Source organism: Clostridium weizhouense (genome assembly GCF_019431045.1).
Classification (GTDB): domain Bacteria; phylum Bacillota; class Clostridia; order Clostridiales; family Clostridiaceae; genus Clostridium; species Clostridium weizhouense.
In genome coordinates, this window is sequence record NZ_JAHXPT010000021.1 from 11,569 (window position 1) to 30,801 (window position 19,233).

General features: G+C 25.2%; 13 protein-coding genes. 8 read left to right on the forward strand and 5 right to left on the reverse strand.

Annotation, left to right across the window (positions count from 1 at the left end):
• Nucleotides 1-87 precede the first annotated feature (87 nt).
• The 7 genes from KYD98_RS17335 (at nucleotide 88) to KYD98_RS17360 (ending at nucleotide 12,253) form a co-directional block, all read left to right on the forward strand.
• Nucleotides 88-2,364 carry a YhgE/Pip domain-containing protein gene (locus tag KYD98_RS17335; protein WP_219781312.1) on the forward strand — a complete coding sequence of 759 codons (2,277 nt, stop codon included), beginning with the start codon at nucleotides 88-90 and terminating at the stop codon, nucleotides 2,362-2,364.
• Between the two features lie 38 nt (nucleotides 2,365-2,402).
• Nucleotides 2,403-4,691: a YhgE/Pip domain-containing protein gene (locus KYD98_RS17340; RefSeq protein WP_219781313.1), complete on the forward strand. Its 2,289-nt coding sequence runs from the start codon at nucleotides 2,403-2,405 to the stop codon at nucleotides 4,689-4,691.
• Between the two features lie 258 nt (nucleotides 4,692-4,949).
• Nucleotides 4,950-6,869 (forward strand): sensor histidine kinase, encoded by a 1,920-nt coding sequence (locus KYD98_RS17345; protein ID WP_219781314.1) that lies wholly within the window; start codon nucleotides 4,950-4,952, stop codon nucleotides 6,867-6,869.
• On the forward strand, nucleotides 6,862-8,898 hold the full coding sequence (locus tag KYD98_RS17350; protein ID WP_219781315.1) for a sensor histidine kinase: 2,037 nt from the start codon (nucleotides 6,862-6,864) through the stop codon (nucleotides 8,896-8,898). Before KYD98_RS17345 ends, KYD98_RS17350 begins: the two co-directional genes overlap by 8 nt.
• A gap of 368 nt (nucleotides 8,899-9,266) precedes the next feature.
• The gene (locus KYD98_RS17355; protein ID WP_219781316.1) at nucleotides 9,267-9,767 is read left to right on the forward strand and encodes a TspO/MBR family protein; all 501 of its coding nucleotides are present in this window, start codon (nucleotides 9,267-9,269) and stop codon (nucleotides 9,765-9,767) included.
• 89 nt (nucleotides 9,768-9,856) lie between these two features.
• Nucleotides 9,857-9,985: a hypothetical protein gene (locus tag KYD98_RS18330; protein WP_258049906.1), complete on the forward strand. Its 129-nt coding sequence runs from the start codon at nucleotides 9,857-9,859 to the stop codon at nucleotides 9,983-9,985.
• Between the two features lie 111 nt (nucleotides 9,986-10,096).
• On the forward strand, nucleotides 10,097-12,253 hold the full coding sequence (locus tag KYD98_RS17360; protein WP_219781317.1) for a type IA DNA topoisomerase: 2,157 nt from the start codon (nucleotides 10,097-10,099) through the stop codon (nucleotides 12,251-12,253).
• Between the two features lie 294 nt (nucleotides 12,254-12,547).
• On the opposite strand, the gene KYD98_RS17365 is transcribed toward KYD98_RS17360, so the two are convergent.
• From KYD98_RS17365 to KYD98_RS17385, 5 genes are all read right to left on the reverse strand, one after another.
• Nucleotides 12,548-13,261 carry an LrgB family protein gene (locus KYD98_RS17365; RefSeq protein ID WP_219781318.1) on the reverse strand — a complete coding sequence of 238 codons (714 nt, stop codon included), beginning with the start codon at nucleotides 13,259-13,261 and terminating at the stop codon, nucleotides 12,548-12,550.
• Entirely contained in the window at nucleotides 13,245-13,637 is a 393-nt protein-coding gene (locus KYD98_RS17370; RefSeq protein WP_219781319.1) for a CidA/LrgA family protein, read from the reverse strand. The genes KYD98_RS17365 and KYD98_RS17370 overlap by 17 nt, the downstream gene beginning before the upstream one ends.
• A 386-nt stretch (nucleotides 13,638-14,023) precedes the next feature.
• Complete coding sequence (locus tag KYD98_RS17375) at nucleotides 14,024-14,824, reverse strand: ABC transporter permease (protein ID WP_219781320.1); 801 nt, start codon at nucleotides 14,822-14,824, stop codon at nucleotides 14,024-14,026.
• On the reverse strand, nucleotides 14,817-15,584 hold the full coding sequence (locus KYD98_RS17380; protein ID WP_219781321.1) for an ABC transporter ATP-binding protein: 768 nt from the start codon (nucleotides 15,582-15,584) through the stop codon (nucleotides 14,817-14,819). Before KYD98_RS17380 ends, KYD98_RS17375 begins: the two co-directional genes overlap by 8 nt.
• Nucleotides 15,585-15,905: 321 nt before the next feature.
• Nucleotides 15,906-16,934, reverse strand: a complete 1,029-nt coding sequence (locus tag KYD98_RS17385; RefSeq protein WP_219781322.1) for an ABC transporter substrate-binding protein — start codon at nucleotides 16,932-16,934, stop codon at nucleotides 15,906-15,908.
• A gap of 615 nt (nucleotides 16,935-17,549) precedes the next feature.
• Between KYD98_RS17385 and KYD98_RS17390 the strand changes: the two genes are divergently transcribed.
• Nucleotides 17,550-18,764: an Ig-like domain-containing protein gene (locus tag KYD98_RS17390; protein ID WP_219781323.1), complete on the forward strand. Its 1,215-nt coding sequence runs from the start codon at nucleotides 17,550-17,552 to the stop codon at nucleotides 18,762-18,764.
• Nucleotides 18,765-19,233: the final 469 nt, after the last annotated feature.

A 19,233-nucleotide genomic window follows, 5' to 3' on the forward strand; every position in this document is an offset into this window, starting at 1 on the left:
AAGAATTTATTATCTATATAATAAGTATAGAGGGGGGATTAGATTAGAATTTATACTATGTATTATAAATTCTAACAAATAAGCATCATGAAGAATATAATAAGAATTTTTAAACGGGATGTAGTTAATACATTTACAAATTGGGTAGCAATAGTTGTAATGTTAGGACTTATGGTTATTCCATCATTTTATTCATTAGTTAATATAAAAGCATCATGGGATCCATATTCAAATACAAGTGGAATTAAGATAGCGATTATAAATGAAGACAAAGGTTCGACTTTTAAAGATGTGGATATAAACTTAGGTAATGAATTAGTAGATAAATTAAAAGATAATAATGAGGCGGATTGGATATTTGTAGATAAAGATAACGCCCAAAATGGATTATTATATGAAAAATATTATGCAACTGTTGAAATACCAGAGAATTTTTCTGAAAATGTTACTACATTATCAGAAAAAAATGTAAAAAAACCTAAACTAATATATACTGTAAATGAAAAGAAAAATGCAATAGCTCCTAAAATTACAGATTCAAAAGTTAAAAATATAAAAAATCAAATTGATGATAAGGTTGTTAAGACAGTTTCAGGAATTCTCTTTAGAGCTTGTAATGAATTTGGTATTGAATTAGATAAGAATAGACCTGAATATAGGAGAACAATAGATCAAATATATGAATTAGAGGAAAACATACCAGAACTTGAATCTTTATTAGATAAATCAATAGATGGAACAGGAAAACTATCAGATTTAGTTGTAAAGATAAATGAAATACTTCCAAATGTATCTACTACAATAGATTTAACTGATGAGCTTGTAGAAAATACTCAAATATTTTCTGATAAGTTACAAGGTGAATTATCAGAGATATCACCAACAATAAAAGAAGATTTAATTATATCAGAAAAGTTACTTGATACTACAAGTGTTCAGCTTCAAAATCTTCAAGAAAACATAATTCCTGAAGTTTATAAGAAAACATTAATAGCACTTTCAGAATCTGCTGAAACGGGAAGTACTTTAACTCATGATAGTGCATCTTCACTTAAAAATATAAAAAAAATGTTAGATAAAATAGGTAGAATAGATTTTTCAAAATTTACTATAGATTTTGAAAATAAAGATGAATCATCTGAAATAAAGAAACAACTTAATTCATTAAAAAGTATACAAAGTAATATAAAAGACATCAGTAGAAAAATCACTAAAATTACAGATAAATTAGATAATATAAGTGAAAGACTTAGTGTTGTTAAGGATAGAGCAGATGAAGAAGTTGAAGAATTGGATAATGGAAAACAACTAGATACTCAAGTTATTGGAGATATAAAAAGTGTAATAGATGATATTCATAAGGAAGTAACTGAAATAACAGATAGTTATGATTCAGAGATTGTACCAGCTATTGAGGATGGATTTGATTCAATAAAAATTATATCAGATAATGTATCAGAAGTGTTGAAATTAGGAAGAGAAACCTTGCCAAATGTTGAAGAGATATTAAGTGTATCCGAAGATTTTGCAAATTTATCTACTGATGAATTAGTAAAATTAAAAGATAAATTCCCAGAATTTAAGGATAAAGTACATGAATTAGCTGATAAATTTAGAGAGTATGATGAAGATGATAAATTTAACGAAATGTTTGATATGATAACAAATGATTGGGAATCACAAAGTAATTTCTTAGCTAGCCCAGTTGAGATAGAGGATAATAGATTATTTCCATGGCCCAACTATGGTTCAGCAACTACACCATTTTATACAGTTTTATGTTTATGGATTGGTGGATATATGTTATCAATTATTCTAGGAACAAAGGCACATCCATTTGAAGATGGACAAGAATTTAAATCCTATGAAGTATATTTTGGTAAAATGTTATTCTTTTTATTGATAGGAGTAGGACAAGCGATAATAGCAAGTGTAGGAGCTTTAGTACTTTTAGGAAGTTATTCAATGCATCCAATATTATTTATTTTATATACTATATTTGTAAGTATTGTATTTATGATTATAATCTATACTGCTGTTAGTGTTTTTGGAAATGCAGGAATAATGTTTGGTGTAGTATTATTAGTAATACAAGTTGCAGGAACAAGTGGAAATTTCCCAATAGAAGTTAATCCAGAAGTATTTCAAAAGATGTTTTCATATTTGCCATTCACATATGCAATAAGTGGAATGAGACAAATAATGGCTGGTATAGTGTATTCTGTGCTTTTAAAAGATACGATTATATTATGTATATTTATGTTTGTATCACTTATTATTGGATTATTATTTAGAAAAACAATGAATAAAAGAAGTAAAAAGTTTGGTGAAAAGTTAAAAGAAAGTCAAATAATGAGTGCTTAAGAATCACTTTATATATTTGGATGACAGAGGTAATAAATATGAAGAATATATTTAGAATTTACAAAAGAGATATGGTTACAATAGCTACTAATTGGGCGGCACTAACTATGATGATAGTACTTATAATAGTTCCATCTTTATATTCGCTAGTTAATATAAAGGCATCATGGGATCCATATTCTAGCACAAAAGGAATTAAAGTAGCTATTATTAATGAGGATAAAGGAACTGTATTTAAGGAAAGAGATATAAATTTAGGTGAAGATTTAGTTGAAAAATTAAAAGAAAATGATAAACTAGGTTGGACTTTTGTTGATAAAGAAACTGCAAAGAAAGGTTTATTAGAAGAAAAATATTATGCAACTATTGAAATACCAGAGGATTTTTCAGAAGATGTTATTACTGTTACAGGTAAAGAAGTTGAAAAACCAAAGCTAAAATATACTGTAAATGAAAAGAAAAATGTAATAGCACCTAAAATGACTGATGCAGGAATAAAAGCATTAAAAGGACAAATTGATGATAATGTTACAAAAACTATATCAGGAGCAATGCTTAGGATATGTAATGATACAGGATTAGATGGAGAAGAAAATCGACCAAAACTTAGAAGAATTATTGATGCTATATATGAATTAGATGAAGATATGCCGGATTTAAGAAAAGATTTAGATGATGCAATAGAAGGAACTATAAGCATGACTAAATTATTGCAAAAAGCAGATGAAATTGTACCAATAGTATCTGATACAATTGACGCTACAACTCAGTTTATAAATAGTAGTCAATCTTCATTGAATCAAATAGAAGGAAATCTTGCTGATATGTCTCCATTAATTGAAGATAAATTAGTTATGTCAGAAAATGCATTAGATGCTTCAAGTGTAATGTTAAGAAATATAGATGAGAATATATTACCTGAAGTTGCTCAAAAAAGTTTTATAGAGATTGGTAATTCAGCAGATTCATTAAAGAAAGTTATTAAAACCACTAAAACTCAGTTAAAAGAAATGAGATCATATATAGATAATCTTACTGATATAGATATAAAATTAAAGGAAACATCAAATGAAAATCCAGAAGAAGCAGCTAAAGAAGAGGCGGCTAATAAAAAGGATTTAAAATATCTAAAAAGTGTGCAAAAAGATTTAAAAAAACTTAGTAGAGAAATTTCAAATAGTATTGATAAATTAAATACTATTGATGATAGGTTAGATGTTGTTATTGACAGGTCCAAAGAAGAAGCTCAAAAAATAGAAGATGAGGGAAGATTAGATATTCCAGCTATTAAAGATGCTGGAAAAATATTAGATGATGTACATTCATTAGTTGCTACTTTTGTAGATGATTATGATTCACAACTTGTACCAGAGGTAGAGCAAGGATTTAAGTCTATTAGAGATATATCAGATAGTGGATTAGTATTATTAGAACAAGGAAAAGATATATTACCAGATGTTGAAAATTTATTAAATAATTTTACGGAAATATCTAATTTATCTAATGAACAATTAGTTAAGCTAAAAGATGATTTTCCAGATATTGAAGAAAAAATACACAAATTAGCTTATAAACTTAGAAGATTAGATGAAAAAGATCAAATTGATGCGATATTGGATATGGTAACTAATGATTGGGAAAGTCAAAGTAATTTTTTATCTAGTCCAGTTGAAATAGAAGATAATAGATTATTTCCGTGGCCTAATTATGGCTCAACTGCTACACCATTTTATACTATATTATGTTTATGGGTAGGAGGGTTATTATCTTCAGCATTAATGTCTTTACAAGCACCTAAATTTGATGAAGAGATAAAATTCAAAGATTATGAAATATATTTAGGAAAATTATTATTATTTTTATCACTTGCAATATGCCAATCAATTGTAGCAAGTATAGGAGTTTTAGTATTATTAGGTAGTTATACATTGCATCCAGTTATGTATGTTTTTTATACAATATTTGTTAGTATAGTATTTATGACGATTATATATACTGCAGGAAGTTTGATGGATGATGTTGGAAAAGCTATTATAGTAATTATATTAGTGTTACAAATTGCAGGGACAAGTGGAAACTTTCCAATAGAAGTTACACCTGTATTATTCCAAAAAGTATTTCCATACTTACCATTTACTTATGCTATAAACGGTATGAGACAAATCATGGCAGGAATAGTATATCCTATATTAATTAAAGATATAGCTATATTATCTATTTATATGATAGTTTCACTAATTTGTGGAATAACGTTAAAAGGGGTTACTAGTAAATCAACAGAGAAACTTGTTAAAAAATTAGGTGATAGTGGAATACTTAGACATTAAATATATATAATAAAAGTTGCATAACTAAATGAATAGTTATGCAACTTTTATTTTTAGTAAATTATAAAAAATTAATTATATGCAATAAAATAATAGAGTAAATAGGTATTCATTTATCTAAAAATTTAATTTATATAGGTGTATATAAATTTTTTTACTGTTAATAATGAAAAAATCAACTTAATTTTACAAAAGTGTAAAAAACATTATGTACATTTAAAGCATAATAAAGTAAAATTAATAGAAGGTGAGGAAATAATGGAGAATTATGAAAGAATAAGAAATGTTACATTTATTAACCAAAAAAATGTAATAAAGACTTGCTTTTTAAGTGTAATATTTTACTGTATAATGAGTTTAGTTTTTAAAGGAGATTACTTAACTTTAATTTTATTTTTTAAAACTTATTATTTAATAGGTGGTTTGGCTTTTGTAATTTTATTAAAGCCAATAGCTCAAATGTATAACCAACATGTAATACAGAAAATTTATATTTTTACTTATTTAACAATGCTTATATATTTAACAATATTTATAAAAAATATGGCAAACATATCACTAAAATGTAATTATGATATTGAAATGGATGTATTTACGAATATTATAATATTTTTAGAAATATTTTTAAGCTTTATGATTATAGAATATAAAGTTAAAAAAGAAAAAACAAATACGAAATTATATATTATTTTACAACTTATTATTGGTAGTATTTTTATTTTGTTTAATAAAAATCTAGATTCTATTAATTTAATATTTTTATTTTCTATTCAGATTTTTTTTGCAGTAAAATCAGTTAAAAATATAGTGGCAATAAAAAATAAAAGTAATTTTAATATTATAATTTGTTATTTATTAATTTTAAGTTTAATTTTTATAACAAATATACTTTATAATTTTAATTTATATGAATTAAGTATTTTGATATATTTAAGAGAGTTGTTTATATTAGTGTCATTTAATATATTTTGGAATATATTTTCAACTAATTTAATAAAGAATCCATATAAACATTTATGTAAATCTTTAATGAAAAAAAATGAAAGTTTAAGTAATTTATCAAAAGATATATTAGTTAAAAATAATCAACTTGAAAAATCAATTAATAGTTTGAAAAATAAAGAGTATTTATATGAAACATTTTTTAGATTTATGCCACATCCACTTATATTAGTTAGTACCAGAAATGATAGAGTATTGTTTACTAATAAAGCTTTTTTAGAGTTAGTAAATGTTTCGAATATAAAAGAGATAATTAATGAGAAGTTAAGTAAATATATTTATTTTGTTAATTCAGATGAAGTAAAGAACACTAATTTTAATGCAGTTTTAAATGCAGGAAGTGAAGATAAATTTATAAATGCTAAATTTTTACCTATATATAAAGATAAAATGGAAGATTTAATACTTATAGAAGATAATACATCTAAAGTATTGACAGAAGAAATAAAAAAAGAAGTTCAGAATAGAATAATTGAAGAAAAAATAAGAACGGAATTTTTATCTAGTATTAGTCATGATTTAAAAACACCAATAAATGTTATATATTCAGCAACTCAACTTGAAAAAATATATATGACTAAAAAAGATGTACAAGCTTTGGAGAAATATAACTTTATATGTAAAAAGAATTGCATCTCTTTAATAAGATTAACAAATAATCTTATTGATAGTTCGAAAATAAATTCAGATTATTTAATGCCAAGTCTAGAAAATATTAATGTAGTAGATGCGGTAGAAGATGTTGTTACATCACTTGTGGATTATGCTAGAAGTAATAATGTTCAGATGATATTTAACACTAATAAAGAAGAAATTTATTTAAATCTTGATTTTGAATTTATACAAAGAATAATTCTAAATTTAATCTCTAATTCTATAAAGTTTACGTCTAAAAATGGAAAGATAAATGTTAATATAGAAGATACAGAAGATGCAGTTAAAATATCTGTAATAGATAATGGAGTTGGAATGAATAAAGAATTTATAAAAGAAGCATTTTGTAAATATGCAATGGATAAAAAAGATAATGTGTCCTCTAAAAATGGGACTGGAATAGGTCTTTTTGTAGTTAAAAAGTTAGTAGAATTACAAAATGGTACACTTAATATAGAAACAGAGTCTGGAGTAGGAACTGATATAACAATGAAATTTAAAAAGGAGAATAACGATGAATAGAAGTAAAGAAAATTCATTAATTAAAAGATTTAGTAATAATGAAAAATTAGAATTTATTTCTATTGAAGGATTAATAATGTTTATAATATATAACTTATATTTTCTTTTTACTAAAAAATATAAGTTATATAATACAATAAATATTTGCATAAATATAGCGGTGAATATGGGAATTGCATATATATGTTTAGTAAAAATAAGTGTTTTGAAAAATCATATTGTAGAATACTTAGGGGTAGAGAATATTTTTATATGTTTATTTACTATATTAAATTTATTTCTTCCACGTTATATATTTGAGCAGGTTTCCGTTGGTTATTATACTTTTTTTACTAATATATTATATTGTTTTGAATTTACAATATTATCTTTAGGGTTTTATTTTATTAATAAACGAATAAATATAAAAAAGGCTGTAATAGTATATATATTTGTTGGGGCTATGATTTTAATATTATTTAATAACATTTATGTATTTAATAATATTTATATATTTAATAGTAATGAAGATTTAAATTCTGTAATTATTTTTAATTTGTTAACAGTTTCTTTAGTAACATTTTTTATGATATTTTCATTATTAAATTATGGTAAAATATTAAGTGATTTTTTACTTAAAATAATGTATGTATATGTATTTTTTAGGTTTTTTGGTCATATAAGCACTTTAGCTTTGGTAAAGGGATATAATGAATTCCTCGTTATATCGGCATGTCTAAATTTAAGTGGAATATATTTATTATACAGAGGTTTTGTTAGCTGGTTTATAAGTGATTCAGTCAAAAGTATGAGAAAAAATTTAGAGTTAGCTAATAAAGTAAACATAGAATTACTTACTGCAATTAAAAAAAGAAATAGAATTTTAAATGATACTAATATTATGATAGAAAAGAGTCATAGTAGATATAATAAACTTATTGATTCTGTTTATGATGGGGTATTTTTATTTTCAGAAGACAAACTAGAATATATAAATAGAACCGGTTTAGGTTTATTAAATTATATCAACAAGGAAGAAATCTTAGGAATTGAATTAGATATATTTATAGAGAATCATTTTGATTTTGATCTAAAAGAATTTAATGATAGGGAAATTCATATTACAGATGCAAAAATGAAATGTAATAATTTGGTGGTTGATTTGTTTATAGTATATGTTGATGAAAATAGTAAGCTTATATATATACATGATGTAACTGAACTAAACAAAACTAAAATAATGAGAAATAAACTAGAAAAATATTTAAGAGAAGAAGAATTAAAAAATCAGTTCTTTTCAAATGTTTCACATGAACTTAGAACTCCTATAAATTTAATTTATTCAGCAATACAACTTAATGAAATATATTTAAAACAAGAAAATATAGATAGTATCAAGAAAAATAATAAAATAATAAAACAGAATTCTTTAAGATTAATAAGAACTATTAATAATTTTATTGATACTAATAGAATTTCAGAAGGTTATCTTAAACCGGATTTTAAAAATTATAATATAGTCGAAGTTGTGGAGAATATTTCTATAGCATGTAATAAATATATAAATAAAGCAGGCATTAATTTAATATTTGATTCTGAATTCGAGGAAATTTACGTTAAATGTGATAAAGATATGATAGAAAGAATCATATTAAATATTATATCAAATTCTGTTAAGTATGGTAAAAAAGGTGGAGAAATACAAGTATATATAAGTGTAAAATATAGCAATGTAATAATAAACGTTCAAAATAATGGATATAGAATTGAAGAAGATACTATTCCATATGTATTTGATAAATTTACTAAAATAAATAAATCTCTTAATAGACTTAAAGAAGGAAGTGGATTAGGTCTATTTTTAAGTAAAGCACTTATAGAATTGCAAGGTGGTAAAATTGACCTTACTTCAGGTGAAGAAGGAAATTTATTTACTATAAATTTTCCGATTACAAAGCAAGAATATGATACAGAACTTCAATATTGCATAGAAATGAATAATATAGAGGAAAAAGTTGATGTTGAATTTTCAGATATTTATATGGAATAAAGTGAAAAAACATTAGTTCATATAATAAATAAGTCATCTCAAAGATTTTTTGGGGATGGCTTTTTTAGATTTTTAAAATCAGTTATATGTAGGATAATATGTAGTTGGTTTGTAAAAATAAGATTAAAAGAGCGTAGTGCAGAAAATTTTTTATATAAAGAGATATATAGAAAAGTATATAATTTTCAAGATCTAAAAGAATTATTAAACTCTGTATAAATATACATTAAATCTTTATTGTTATCTATTGATTGAAGAGCAGTTAAGTAACCTTTGGTATATGTTAATGCACATAATTAAAAAAATATAACATATATTTAATAGTGAAATTAATATTTAAATAAAATTTTAGGTTATGGAGTGTTAATATGAAAGATGAAAAAAGGAAAGAAAAGAAGATATATTTTATACCACTTATAATTTCTGTAGGTTTACCTCTTTTAGTATCATATCTTATATCGATTATTATGCCATATATAGGAGAAGTGTATAGCAAGCTAAATAAGCCTTTTTTTTCACCTCCACAATGGGTATTCCCAATTGTATGGACAATACTTTATATATTAATAGGAGTAGCTTGTTATAGGGTTTATATACTTAAATATAAAGGGATTGATACAAGCTCAGCTATATTTACTTATTCTATACAATTGTTATTAAATTTTTTGTGGTCATTTATATTTTTTGGTTTAAGATTATATGGAATAGCATTTATTGAGTTATTAATATTATTATTCTTTGCTATTTTAACTTTTATTAAGTTTTATAATAAAGATAAAAAGGCTGGAATACTTTTTATACCTTATTTACTTTGGTTAACTTATGCTGGAGTATTAAATTTTTATATATGGATGTTAAATGAGATGTAGATTTTATTTTATGAAGTTAAAACATAACCAAAAATAAATATTTAGGCATATGAAACAAAATAATAGATTAAAGATGAGTTGTATATTTTATGTTAGAAAAGGAAGTAAATTTAGTTAATAATGAGTTATTAGCTAAATTTGCTGATGCAGTATTACACAAAATAGAACAGCATACTTGTATATTATTTTTAAAAATGTGCATTAATTATAAAAAATAATGCCAGTTGAGGAAAGAGAATACTTTAATCAACTGGCCTTATTTTTGTTTTAATGTTAATATATATGTTGGTAAATGATAATAAGAGATAGTAATTCTAAGGAGGTAAGGCATGGCAAAGGTAATTATTGCAGAAAAACCTTCTGTTGCAAAAAATATTGCGGATGCGTTAAAAATAAAGACTAGAAAAGATGGATATTTTACAGGGGAAGGTTACTATATTACTTGGGCTTTTGGTCATCTTCTACAGCTATATGATGCAAAAGATTATGATGAGAATATGAAAGGGTGGAGAATGGAAAAATTCCCATTCATACCTGAATCTTTTCAGTATAAAGTAAAGTGTGACAATATTGATAGAACAGTAGAAGATAAAGGAGCAGCTAAACAAATTAATATAATAAAATCTTTAATAAAGCAAGAAGACGTAGATGGAGTAATTTCAGCTACAGACTTTGATAGAGAAGGGCAAGTAATTGCAGATGAATTGTTTAGCTATTTAAATATACAAAAACCAATTTATAGATTGTTATTAAATGAGTGGACTCCAGATGAAGTTAAAAAGGGTATGAAAGCCTTGAAAAACAATAAAGAAATGCAGTTTTTACAAGATGCTGGAATAGGTAGACAATGGACTGATTGGATTATTGGTATTAATTTAACTTCTGTTAGTACATTAAAATATAAATTTGAAGAAAATAAGACTATTAATATAGGAAGAGTGTTATTACCAACTTTAAAGATTATATATGATAGAGATAAGGAAATAGAAAACTTTAAAGCTACTACTTATTATAAATTAACATCAACTTTTAAAAATTCAACTAATGAAGAATTTGAAGGGTTGTATTATGAAAATGAATCTGAAAAGTTTGAAGATAAAAATGTTTTAGATAAATTAGTAAAATTATTAGATGGAACTAGTGCTACTATAATAGACAAACAGACTGAAAAGAAAAAAGATTATCCACCTTATCTTTTTAACTTATCTAATTTGCAAGGTTATATTACAAGTAAGTATAAAGGGTGGACATCAGATAAGGTATTAAAGGTTGCACAGAGTCTTTATGAAAAGAAATATACAACTTACCCTAGAACTGCCAGCGTTGTATTAGAAGAGAGCTTAGAGGACAGAGCAAGAAAGGTTTTAAATACATTAAAGGTAGGATTACCTTATGAAAAAGATATTAAATTTATAAAAACTAAAAGAGTATTTGATAATTCAAAGGTTGAAAGCCATAGTGCAATAACACCAACATATATTAAGCCAACAGGACTTAGTAAGGATGAAGAAATTGTTTATAATGCTATTAAAAATAGATTTATAATGCAATTTATGCCTATTGCAGAGTTTGAAGAAACAAAGATAAGATTAAAAGCATCTAATCAAGAAGTAAAAGGAGAATTTGTATCAAAGGGAAAAGTTCAACTTATTGAAGGCTGGAGAGTTGTTGAAAAGATAGATACAAAGGACACAATACTTCCAATGGTAAATGTAGATGAAAATGTAGATATAGTTTTGAATAAAATAAATAAAGTTACTAAAAAACCACCAAAACATCATACAGAAAAGACTTTGCTTAGAGTTATGGAAACCTGTGGAAAAGGTGTAGAAGGAAAAGAAGATTCTGATGAAATGATGCAATCTATATTAAATGGGTTCAGTATAGGGACTCCAGCTACTAGAGCAGAAACTATTAAAAAGCTTAAAGATATTGGATACATAACACCTAAGGGAAAAAGCCTTATATGTACACAACTAGGTAGAAATATAGTTGAAATATTTCCAGTTAAAGAACTTTTAGATCTTGAATATACAGGAAGACTTGAAAGTACATTATCTGATATAGAAAAAGGAAAGTTTAAAAAATCTGATTTTATGAATTTAATATGTGATTTTACAACTAATGCTGTTGATAAAATAAAGAATGATACATCAGCTTTATCAAAATTTAAAGTTGAACTTCCAGAAGGCAAAGAGGAGATCGGAAAATGTCCAGTGTGTGGTAATCCAGTAGTTGAAAATGAAAAGAATTTTGGATGTACAAACTGGAAAAATGGTTGTAGATACACAATATGGAAAGAGGATAAATATATATTATCTTTTGGTAAAAAAGTTTCGAAAGAAATGGTAGAATTGTTGCTTAAGAATGGTAAGGTAGGTTTTAGAAATCTAAAAAGTAGAAAAGGAAATACATTTTCAGCATATTTTAGATATGAAAGAGATGAAAAAACAGGATATTATAATTGGAAAATAGAGTTTATATAAGCGGCTCTAAATCAGAAATGGGGTTTAACCTCATTTCTGATTTTTTGGAAAACGTTAACAAAGAGTTTGCAACCATTAGTTATATATGGCTGCTAGCTATTTGTTAAAAATAAATGCATAAATAAGTCTTATTTTTAATTAAGCATTTATTTTTACAGAATAACTATAATATAGATATGTTCTAATCAAATTAAGACATATTAAATAAAAAACTTATATTAGAACTATTATTTAAAATTATATAATTCTTGATATATCTATATAAATGAAAAAATTTTAATTTATATATGTATATTATTTCATAAAATGATACATAAAGATTGCAATATGATAAGATAATGGAGCTATAAATACTGTCATAAGTCCAGCAACTCCTATTGAAAGACTACTCATAGCACCTTCAGTATCTCCAAGTTCTAATGCTTTTGTAGTACCTACTGCATGTGCAGCAGTTCCAATAGATATTCCTATTGCCACTTTATCTTTAATTCTAAATAATTTACATACAGCTGGTCCTAATATAGCACCAATAATTCCAGTAATTATAATTGCAAGTACAGTTATAGGAACTAATCCCCCTAATTGACTACTTATTTCTATACCAATTGGTGTTGTTACTGATTTAGGTATTAAAGATTTTATTATAGTAGAATCTAATCCAACAAAATAAGATATTCCCATTACAGAGAACATACCTATAATACTACCTAAAAATACTCCAGAAAAGATTGCTAAAGCATTTTTCTTAAGTAATTCTATTTGTTTATAAAGAGGTACTGCTAGTACAACGGTTGAGGGCCCTAAAAACATATTAATGAATTGTCCACCTTGATTATAAGTATTAAAGTCTATATTAAATGCAAATAGGAAACAAATTATAAGTGCGATTGCTATAAGTAGTGGATTTAAAAAAGGAACTCCTGTTTTTTTATTTATAAATATTCCTATTTCAAAAGCAACTAAAGAAAGAACTAAGCCAAATAAAATATTATTAGTTATTATTTCCAACGATGTCACTTCCCTTTTCAGTTTTTTTACTTTTTAATTGTTTAGATACAAATTGAACTATTAATCCAGTAGAAGCTATTATTATCATAGTTGTAGATAGACAAACTATAAGTAATTTTAGCCAATTAGATTTTATTATATTTAGCGAGGTCATAAGCCCTACTCCAGCAGGAATAAAGAAGAAAGCTAAATGATTTAGTAAAAAATTTGATATATTTGAGATATTATCAACTTTAATTACTTTAGTAGATAGTAATACAAAAAGTATAATCATTCCTAAAATATTACCAGGTACAGGTAATTTAAGCCATGATGATAAAAATTCTCCTACTAAATAAATAATTAGTATAACTAGTGCTTCTCTAAATAATTTCATTTTTTCCTCCTTTTAATTATAAATTCGTATTAAAATATAGATACAAAATAAACTTTAATTATAAATGATTACTAATATTATTTATATGTATCATTAATTTTTATACTATTATAATTTATCACTAGTTTGTCCATAAGTAAAAGGTGTATTTTGTCAAAATAATAAAAGATTCATAGAAATATATCTAAGAATCTTTTATTATTATGGTTATATTAAGAATTGCTAGTTAAAGCTCGTATTTAATTAGTTATTCATATAAAAAAATTATATGACAAAAATATACAAGAAATTTTGTTTCATAGAATGCTGTAAAATCAGTTATTGACAGTATTATAACTAAAATTTCCAACTATAATATAAACAAAGAATATATAAAAAAATTTTGATTATTTTTCAAAAGATTTATTTTTAATTAAAAGTTTTTGTGCAAAAGCTACTATTTCATACATTAAGAAAGCAATTACAGAAAGTATAACTATACTCATCATAACCATATCTAATTGAGCAATTTGTCCACCATATACAATTAAAAATCCTAAACCTTTTCTAGCTACTAAAAATTCACCCATAATTACACCTACCCATGATAATCCAACATTTATTTTTAAGGCAGATATTAAAACAGGGACAGAATATGGAAAGACTAAATGTTTTAATATTTGAAGTTTAGATGCTCTAAAAGTTTTCATTAGCATAATTTTATCTTTATCTATTTCATTAAATCCACTTAGAACACTTATAATAGTTGTTACTATTGAAATTAATAATGCTATGACAATTATAGCAGTCATACCATTTCCAACCCAGAAAATAATAATTGGTGCTAAAGCAACCTTTGGAAGAGCATTAAGCACAACTAAATAAGGTTCTAATACTTTAGAGCCAAAAGGACACCACCAGAGTATAACTGCAATTAAAGTTCCAAAAACAGTTCCTAAAGTAAAGCCAAGAATGGTTTCATAGCATGTTATCCATATATGGCTTAATAAAGTACCATCATTATAAAAAGCTACAAGAGATTTGCACATTCTAGAGGGAGTTGAAGTTAAAAATGGATCAATCCATTTTAAATCTCCTGCTATTTCCCATAAAGCTATAAAAATAACTAATATAAGGATTCTAGTGACTCTAAGTTTTATCTTATTGTTTTTTAAATCTTTTAAATATTTTTCATGTTCTTTACTCATTACATTGATCCAACTCCTTCCATAAATCATCAAAGTATTCTTTAAATTCAGGTTCTTTTCTTCTATCAAAAGGAGTTAAATTTTCTTTTGTAAAAGATATATAAAGTTCTTTTTTTATTTGAGCTGGTCTTTGAGAAAGAACTATTATTCTTTTAGAAGTTGATATAGCTTCAGCAATATCATGAGTTACCATTATGGCTGTTTTCTTTTCTTTCTTTATTATTTTAAAAACATCATCACATACTAAAAGTCTTGATTGATAATCTAATGCAGAAAAAGGTTCATCTAAAAAAAGAATTTCAGGATCTAAAGCTAATGTTCTTATAAGAGCAACTCTTTGCCTCATGCCACCAGATAATTCACTTGGATGATGATTTTTAAATTTTGATAATCCATAGGTTTCTAGTAGAGCATCAACTCTTTCTATATTTTCTTTTGTAATCTGTTTTTTTATTTTTAATCCAAGTAATACATTATCCCAGACAGTTAACCATTCAAAAAGATGATCTTTTTGAAACATATATCCTATTTTATTTAAATTATTTTTTATATCTTCATTTTTATATAAAACTGATCCACTTGAAGGAGATAATAATCCACTTATTATATTAAGAAGTGTAGATTTACCACATCCAGATGGACCAAGTATTGAAATGAATTCTTCATTATCAACTTCAAAGTTAATGTTGTTTAATGCTTTAGTTTCTCCTTTGATTGAATGATAATTCATGGACAAATCAGATATTTTTAGTAAGCTCAAAGAAATCACCACCTTAAGTGAAAATCTGAATCTTTTATTTTGGTAAATTAAATTTACTAAAGTATATAAGTTTCAATAAAGTTTGTTCATTAATATAAATTTTAGAATATTTATAATATAGTATTGCTTATTAGTAGAGTGGGAAACTTATATAGAAAATTTATTATATATGCTTCTAAGTTGATAGTATATTAATATAGCTTTTTATTCTCTATAAAAATTATAAATGCATTAAATTAATTAGAGCGTTTAATTAGAACATATATATTGGAAGTAATTTTCTAATCTGGTATTACACAAAGATTAAATTTTAAAATTATATTATTTAACAGCATTAGTTGCATAAGTGTTATCGACTATTTTATTAAAATCAGGTCTTGTTGGAATTAATGAATTATCATATTCTTGAATTATATCCATTAATCTATTTAAATCTTCTTCTTTAATAGATGGATCATGTGCTAAAGCATCAATTTTATTATAGTTTTTAATAACATTTATAATTATATCTCTATCGGTACCAGGGAAGTATTTAATTATTGAGTTTGTAATTTCTTCAGGTGTGTGACTAAAGTACCATTGTTGACCTTTGTAAATAGCTTTTGTAAAATTCTCTATAACCTTAGGATTTTTGTCTAAATAGGATTTAGTTGAGAAGAAACAAGTATAAGGGATAACTCCAGAGTCTTGTCCTATAGAAGCAAGAATATATCCACTTCCTTCTTTTTCAAGCATTGATGCAGTAGGTTCAAATAATGCGACATAATCACCAGTACCACCTTTAAATGCGCCAGATGTTGCAGCGAAATCTATATTAGTTACCATATTTACATCAGTACCTGGGATAATATTATGATGTTTCATAACATATTCTAAAGCCATTCCAGGAACTCCACCAGGTCTACCACCAATAACATTTTTTCCTTTAATCTTATCCCAAGAAAAATTATCATCATCAGTTCTTCCAACGAAGAAAGAGCCATCCTTTTGAGTAAGTTGACCAAATAGTACAGGATAATCTTCTCTTCCTTGATTATTAATGTAGATTACTTGTTCTGGTCCACAAAAACCAACATCAGCATTATTGCTTAAAACTGCCTGCATAACTTTGTCCGCGCCTTGTCCAGTTTGGAGATCGATGGTTATATTTTCCTCATCAAAAAATCCTTCACTCATTGCAACATACATTGGAGCATAAAAAACAGAACGAGTTACTTCATTTAAACGAACAGTTACTTTAGAGTTTGTATCTTCAGTTTTGGAGTTTTTATTAAAGCCACAGCTAATTAAAGAAACAGCTAGTGTAGTTATTGCAGCTAAAGAAAATAAAAGTTTTAGACCTTTTTTCATTAAATTACATCTCCTATAAAATAATTCTTAGGTTCATGCATGACTTATTTAAATTAAGTCATTTTTTTTGAGCCTAAAGTCTTTCTGTTGTATATTATGAAATTTTATGAGAAATAGTGTTAAATATCAATAAAATTTGAAAGGATATATATTTTGAAAAATTATTATTATATGAGAATAGGAGATTTATAATTTTAATATAAGGAGAAAATTTATAGAGTATCAAAATGAGCAGTTCAACTTATATAGTTTGAATACGAAGAAAATAAAAGACTAATTAGAGTTAATAATGAAATTGATAAAGTAATATTTGAAGAGATACCTAATCTATTAACCTTAAAAGAGAAAGTTAAAATTGTATTATTAGATAAGGGTCTTATAGAGAAACAAGTTATAGTTTAATGCTTATATTATTCTAAAATATTTACAAATGATGGTTCGGGTAGAGGGTTTTATAAGTAAATTCTATAATTTTAAATTTAAAGTTATAGAATTTACTTAATTTATTATATTTGATGGAATTTGTAGTATGATTTTAATTGAATTTGACCTAAAATACAATTAAAATAATCAATGAACATGTTCGGTAAAATTCGACAAAGGGAGAAATAATGAATGAAAAACTATTTTAAAAAAATACTTATAATGTTTGTAATGGTATTAACTATTATGGGAATTGGGGTAATTAGCAATTGTTATGTTGCTAATGCTGCTACTGTTGGGGAGCAATTATTGCAACCAGAGGATGGATGGAAAAGATATGAAGATGATAATTCTAAAATATTTTACTATGGTGAAATAGGAGAGGCAAAAAATGAAAACCTTAGCGGTGGAAGTGCACATCAAACTGGTTACAATGGATATTCAGAAATCAAATTTAATTTTACTAAAAATAAAATTGCATTAATATATAGAGCTTATAATTATGGTAAAAATCCAACTATATCTATAGATGGAAATGCTCCAGAAGAAATAAAAGCTAATAATTATGATGGATTGTCTATATTAGTATATAAAAATGATTCATTAGAAGATAAAGAACATACTGTTGTAATTAAAACTTATACATCTCATGTTTTTGATTCTATAGATATAGATAAGGATGGTATTTTATTAGCATATAATGAAGATATAAAAAATCAATTAATATCATTAGATAAATCATCATTAAATTTAAAAGAAGGTAATTTAAAACAATTAAAAGCAACTACAACACCAACTGGAGCAAAAGTAGTTTGGTCATCAAGTGATGAAAGCATAGCTAAAGTAGATGAAAATGGAAATGTAACTGGGGTAAAAGAAGGACAAGCAACAATAACAGCACAAATTAAAGATTCTGAAATAAAAGCTACATGTACAGTAACTGTAACTAAGGCATCTGATACTAATACTGGAAATACTACTCCAACTAATCCAACAGATAATAGTGGTGGGACATCTACAGGAACAGAAGAGCCAACTAATATAGTTAATATTGCTCATGCTAAAGGGGATAATACTAATAATGCTAGTGGTCAAGTATCTATAATATTTAAGGGAGTTGCCGAGGCACAATTAAAAGTTGTAAAAACAGCAGATGTAGATTCTGTGTATGTAGGAGATACCTTTACATATACAATAGAAGTTACTAACACAAGTGATAAAGTTGCTAAGTCAGTAGTAATCAATGATAATGCTCCTAATCACATTGATTTTATAGTTAGTGGTGTAACAACTACTCAAGGTAAAGTTGATTCAAGTTCAACTTCTAAAAACATTGTAGTTAATGTTGGTGATATTCAACCTTCAGGAAAAGTTACAATTAAAATACCTGCAAATGTAGTTCTTTAGATATATATAATGATAAACTTGAAATAAGAACTTGTACAAGGCACTTACAGAAATGTAGGTGTCTTTTCTTATACAAAAAAATAGAAAGGAGAAATTTATGAATGAAATAATGAAAATGGTATTAAGTTAAGGAGCATGGGCATCATTATTTGCATGGCTCTTAATAGGAATTTATTGATTAGATAGTGTTTTAAATAAAACATGAATTATAGAAGAAAGAATTATAAAATATTTAAATACTTCATAAATTCGTAGGTATTTATAAAAATGGGTGTATAATTTAATTAACGTGTTAATGTATAAGGAGAGATTAAATTTAATGTGGAAACAGGATAAATGGAATAAAATTACCAAAATAATAGTAACAATATTTTTTGTATTAGTGATTATAGGAATAGCACTAAACCGCTAGCGCGGTGGTTTCTTTAACATTTACTTATCTAATATTTCTTTATTGTATATAAACCTT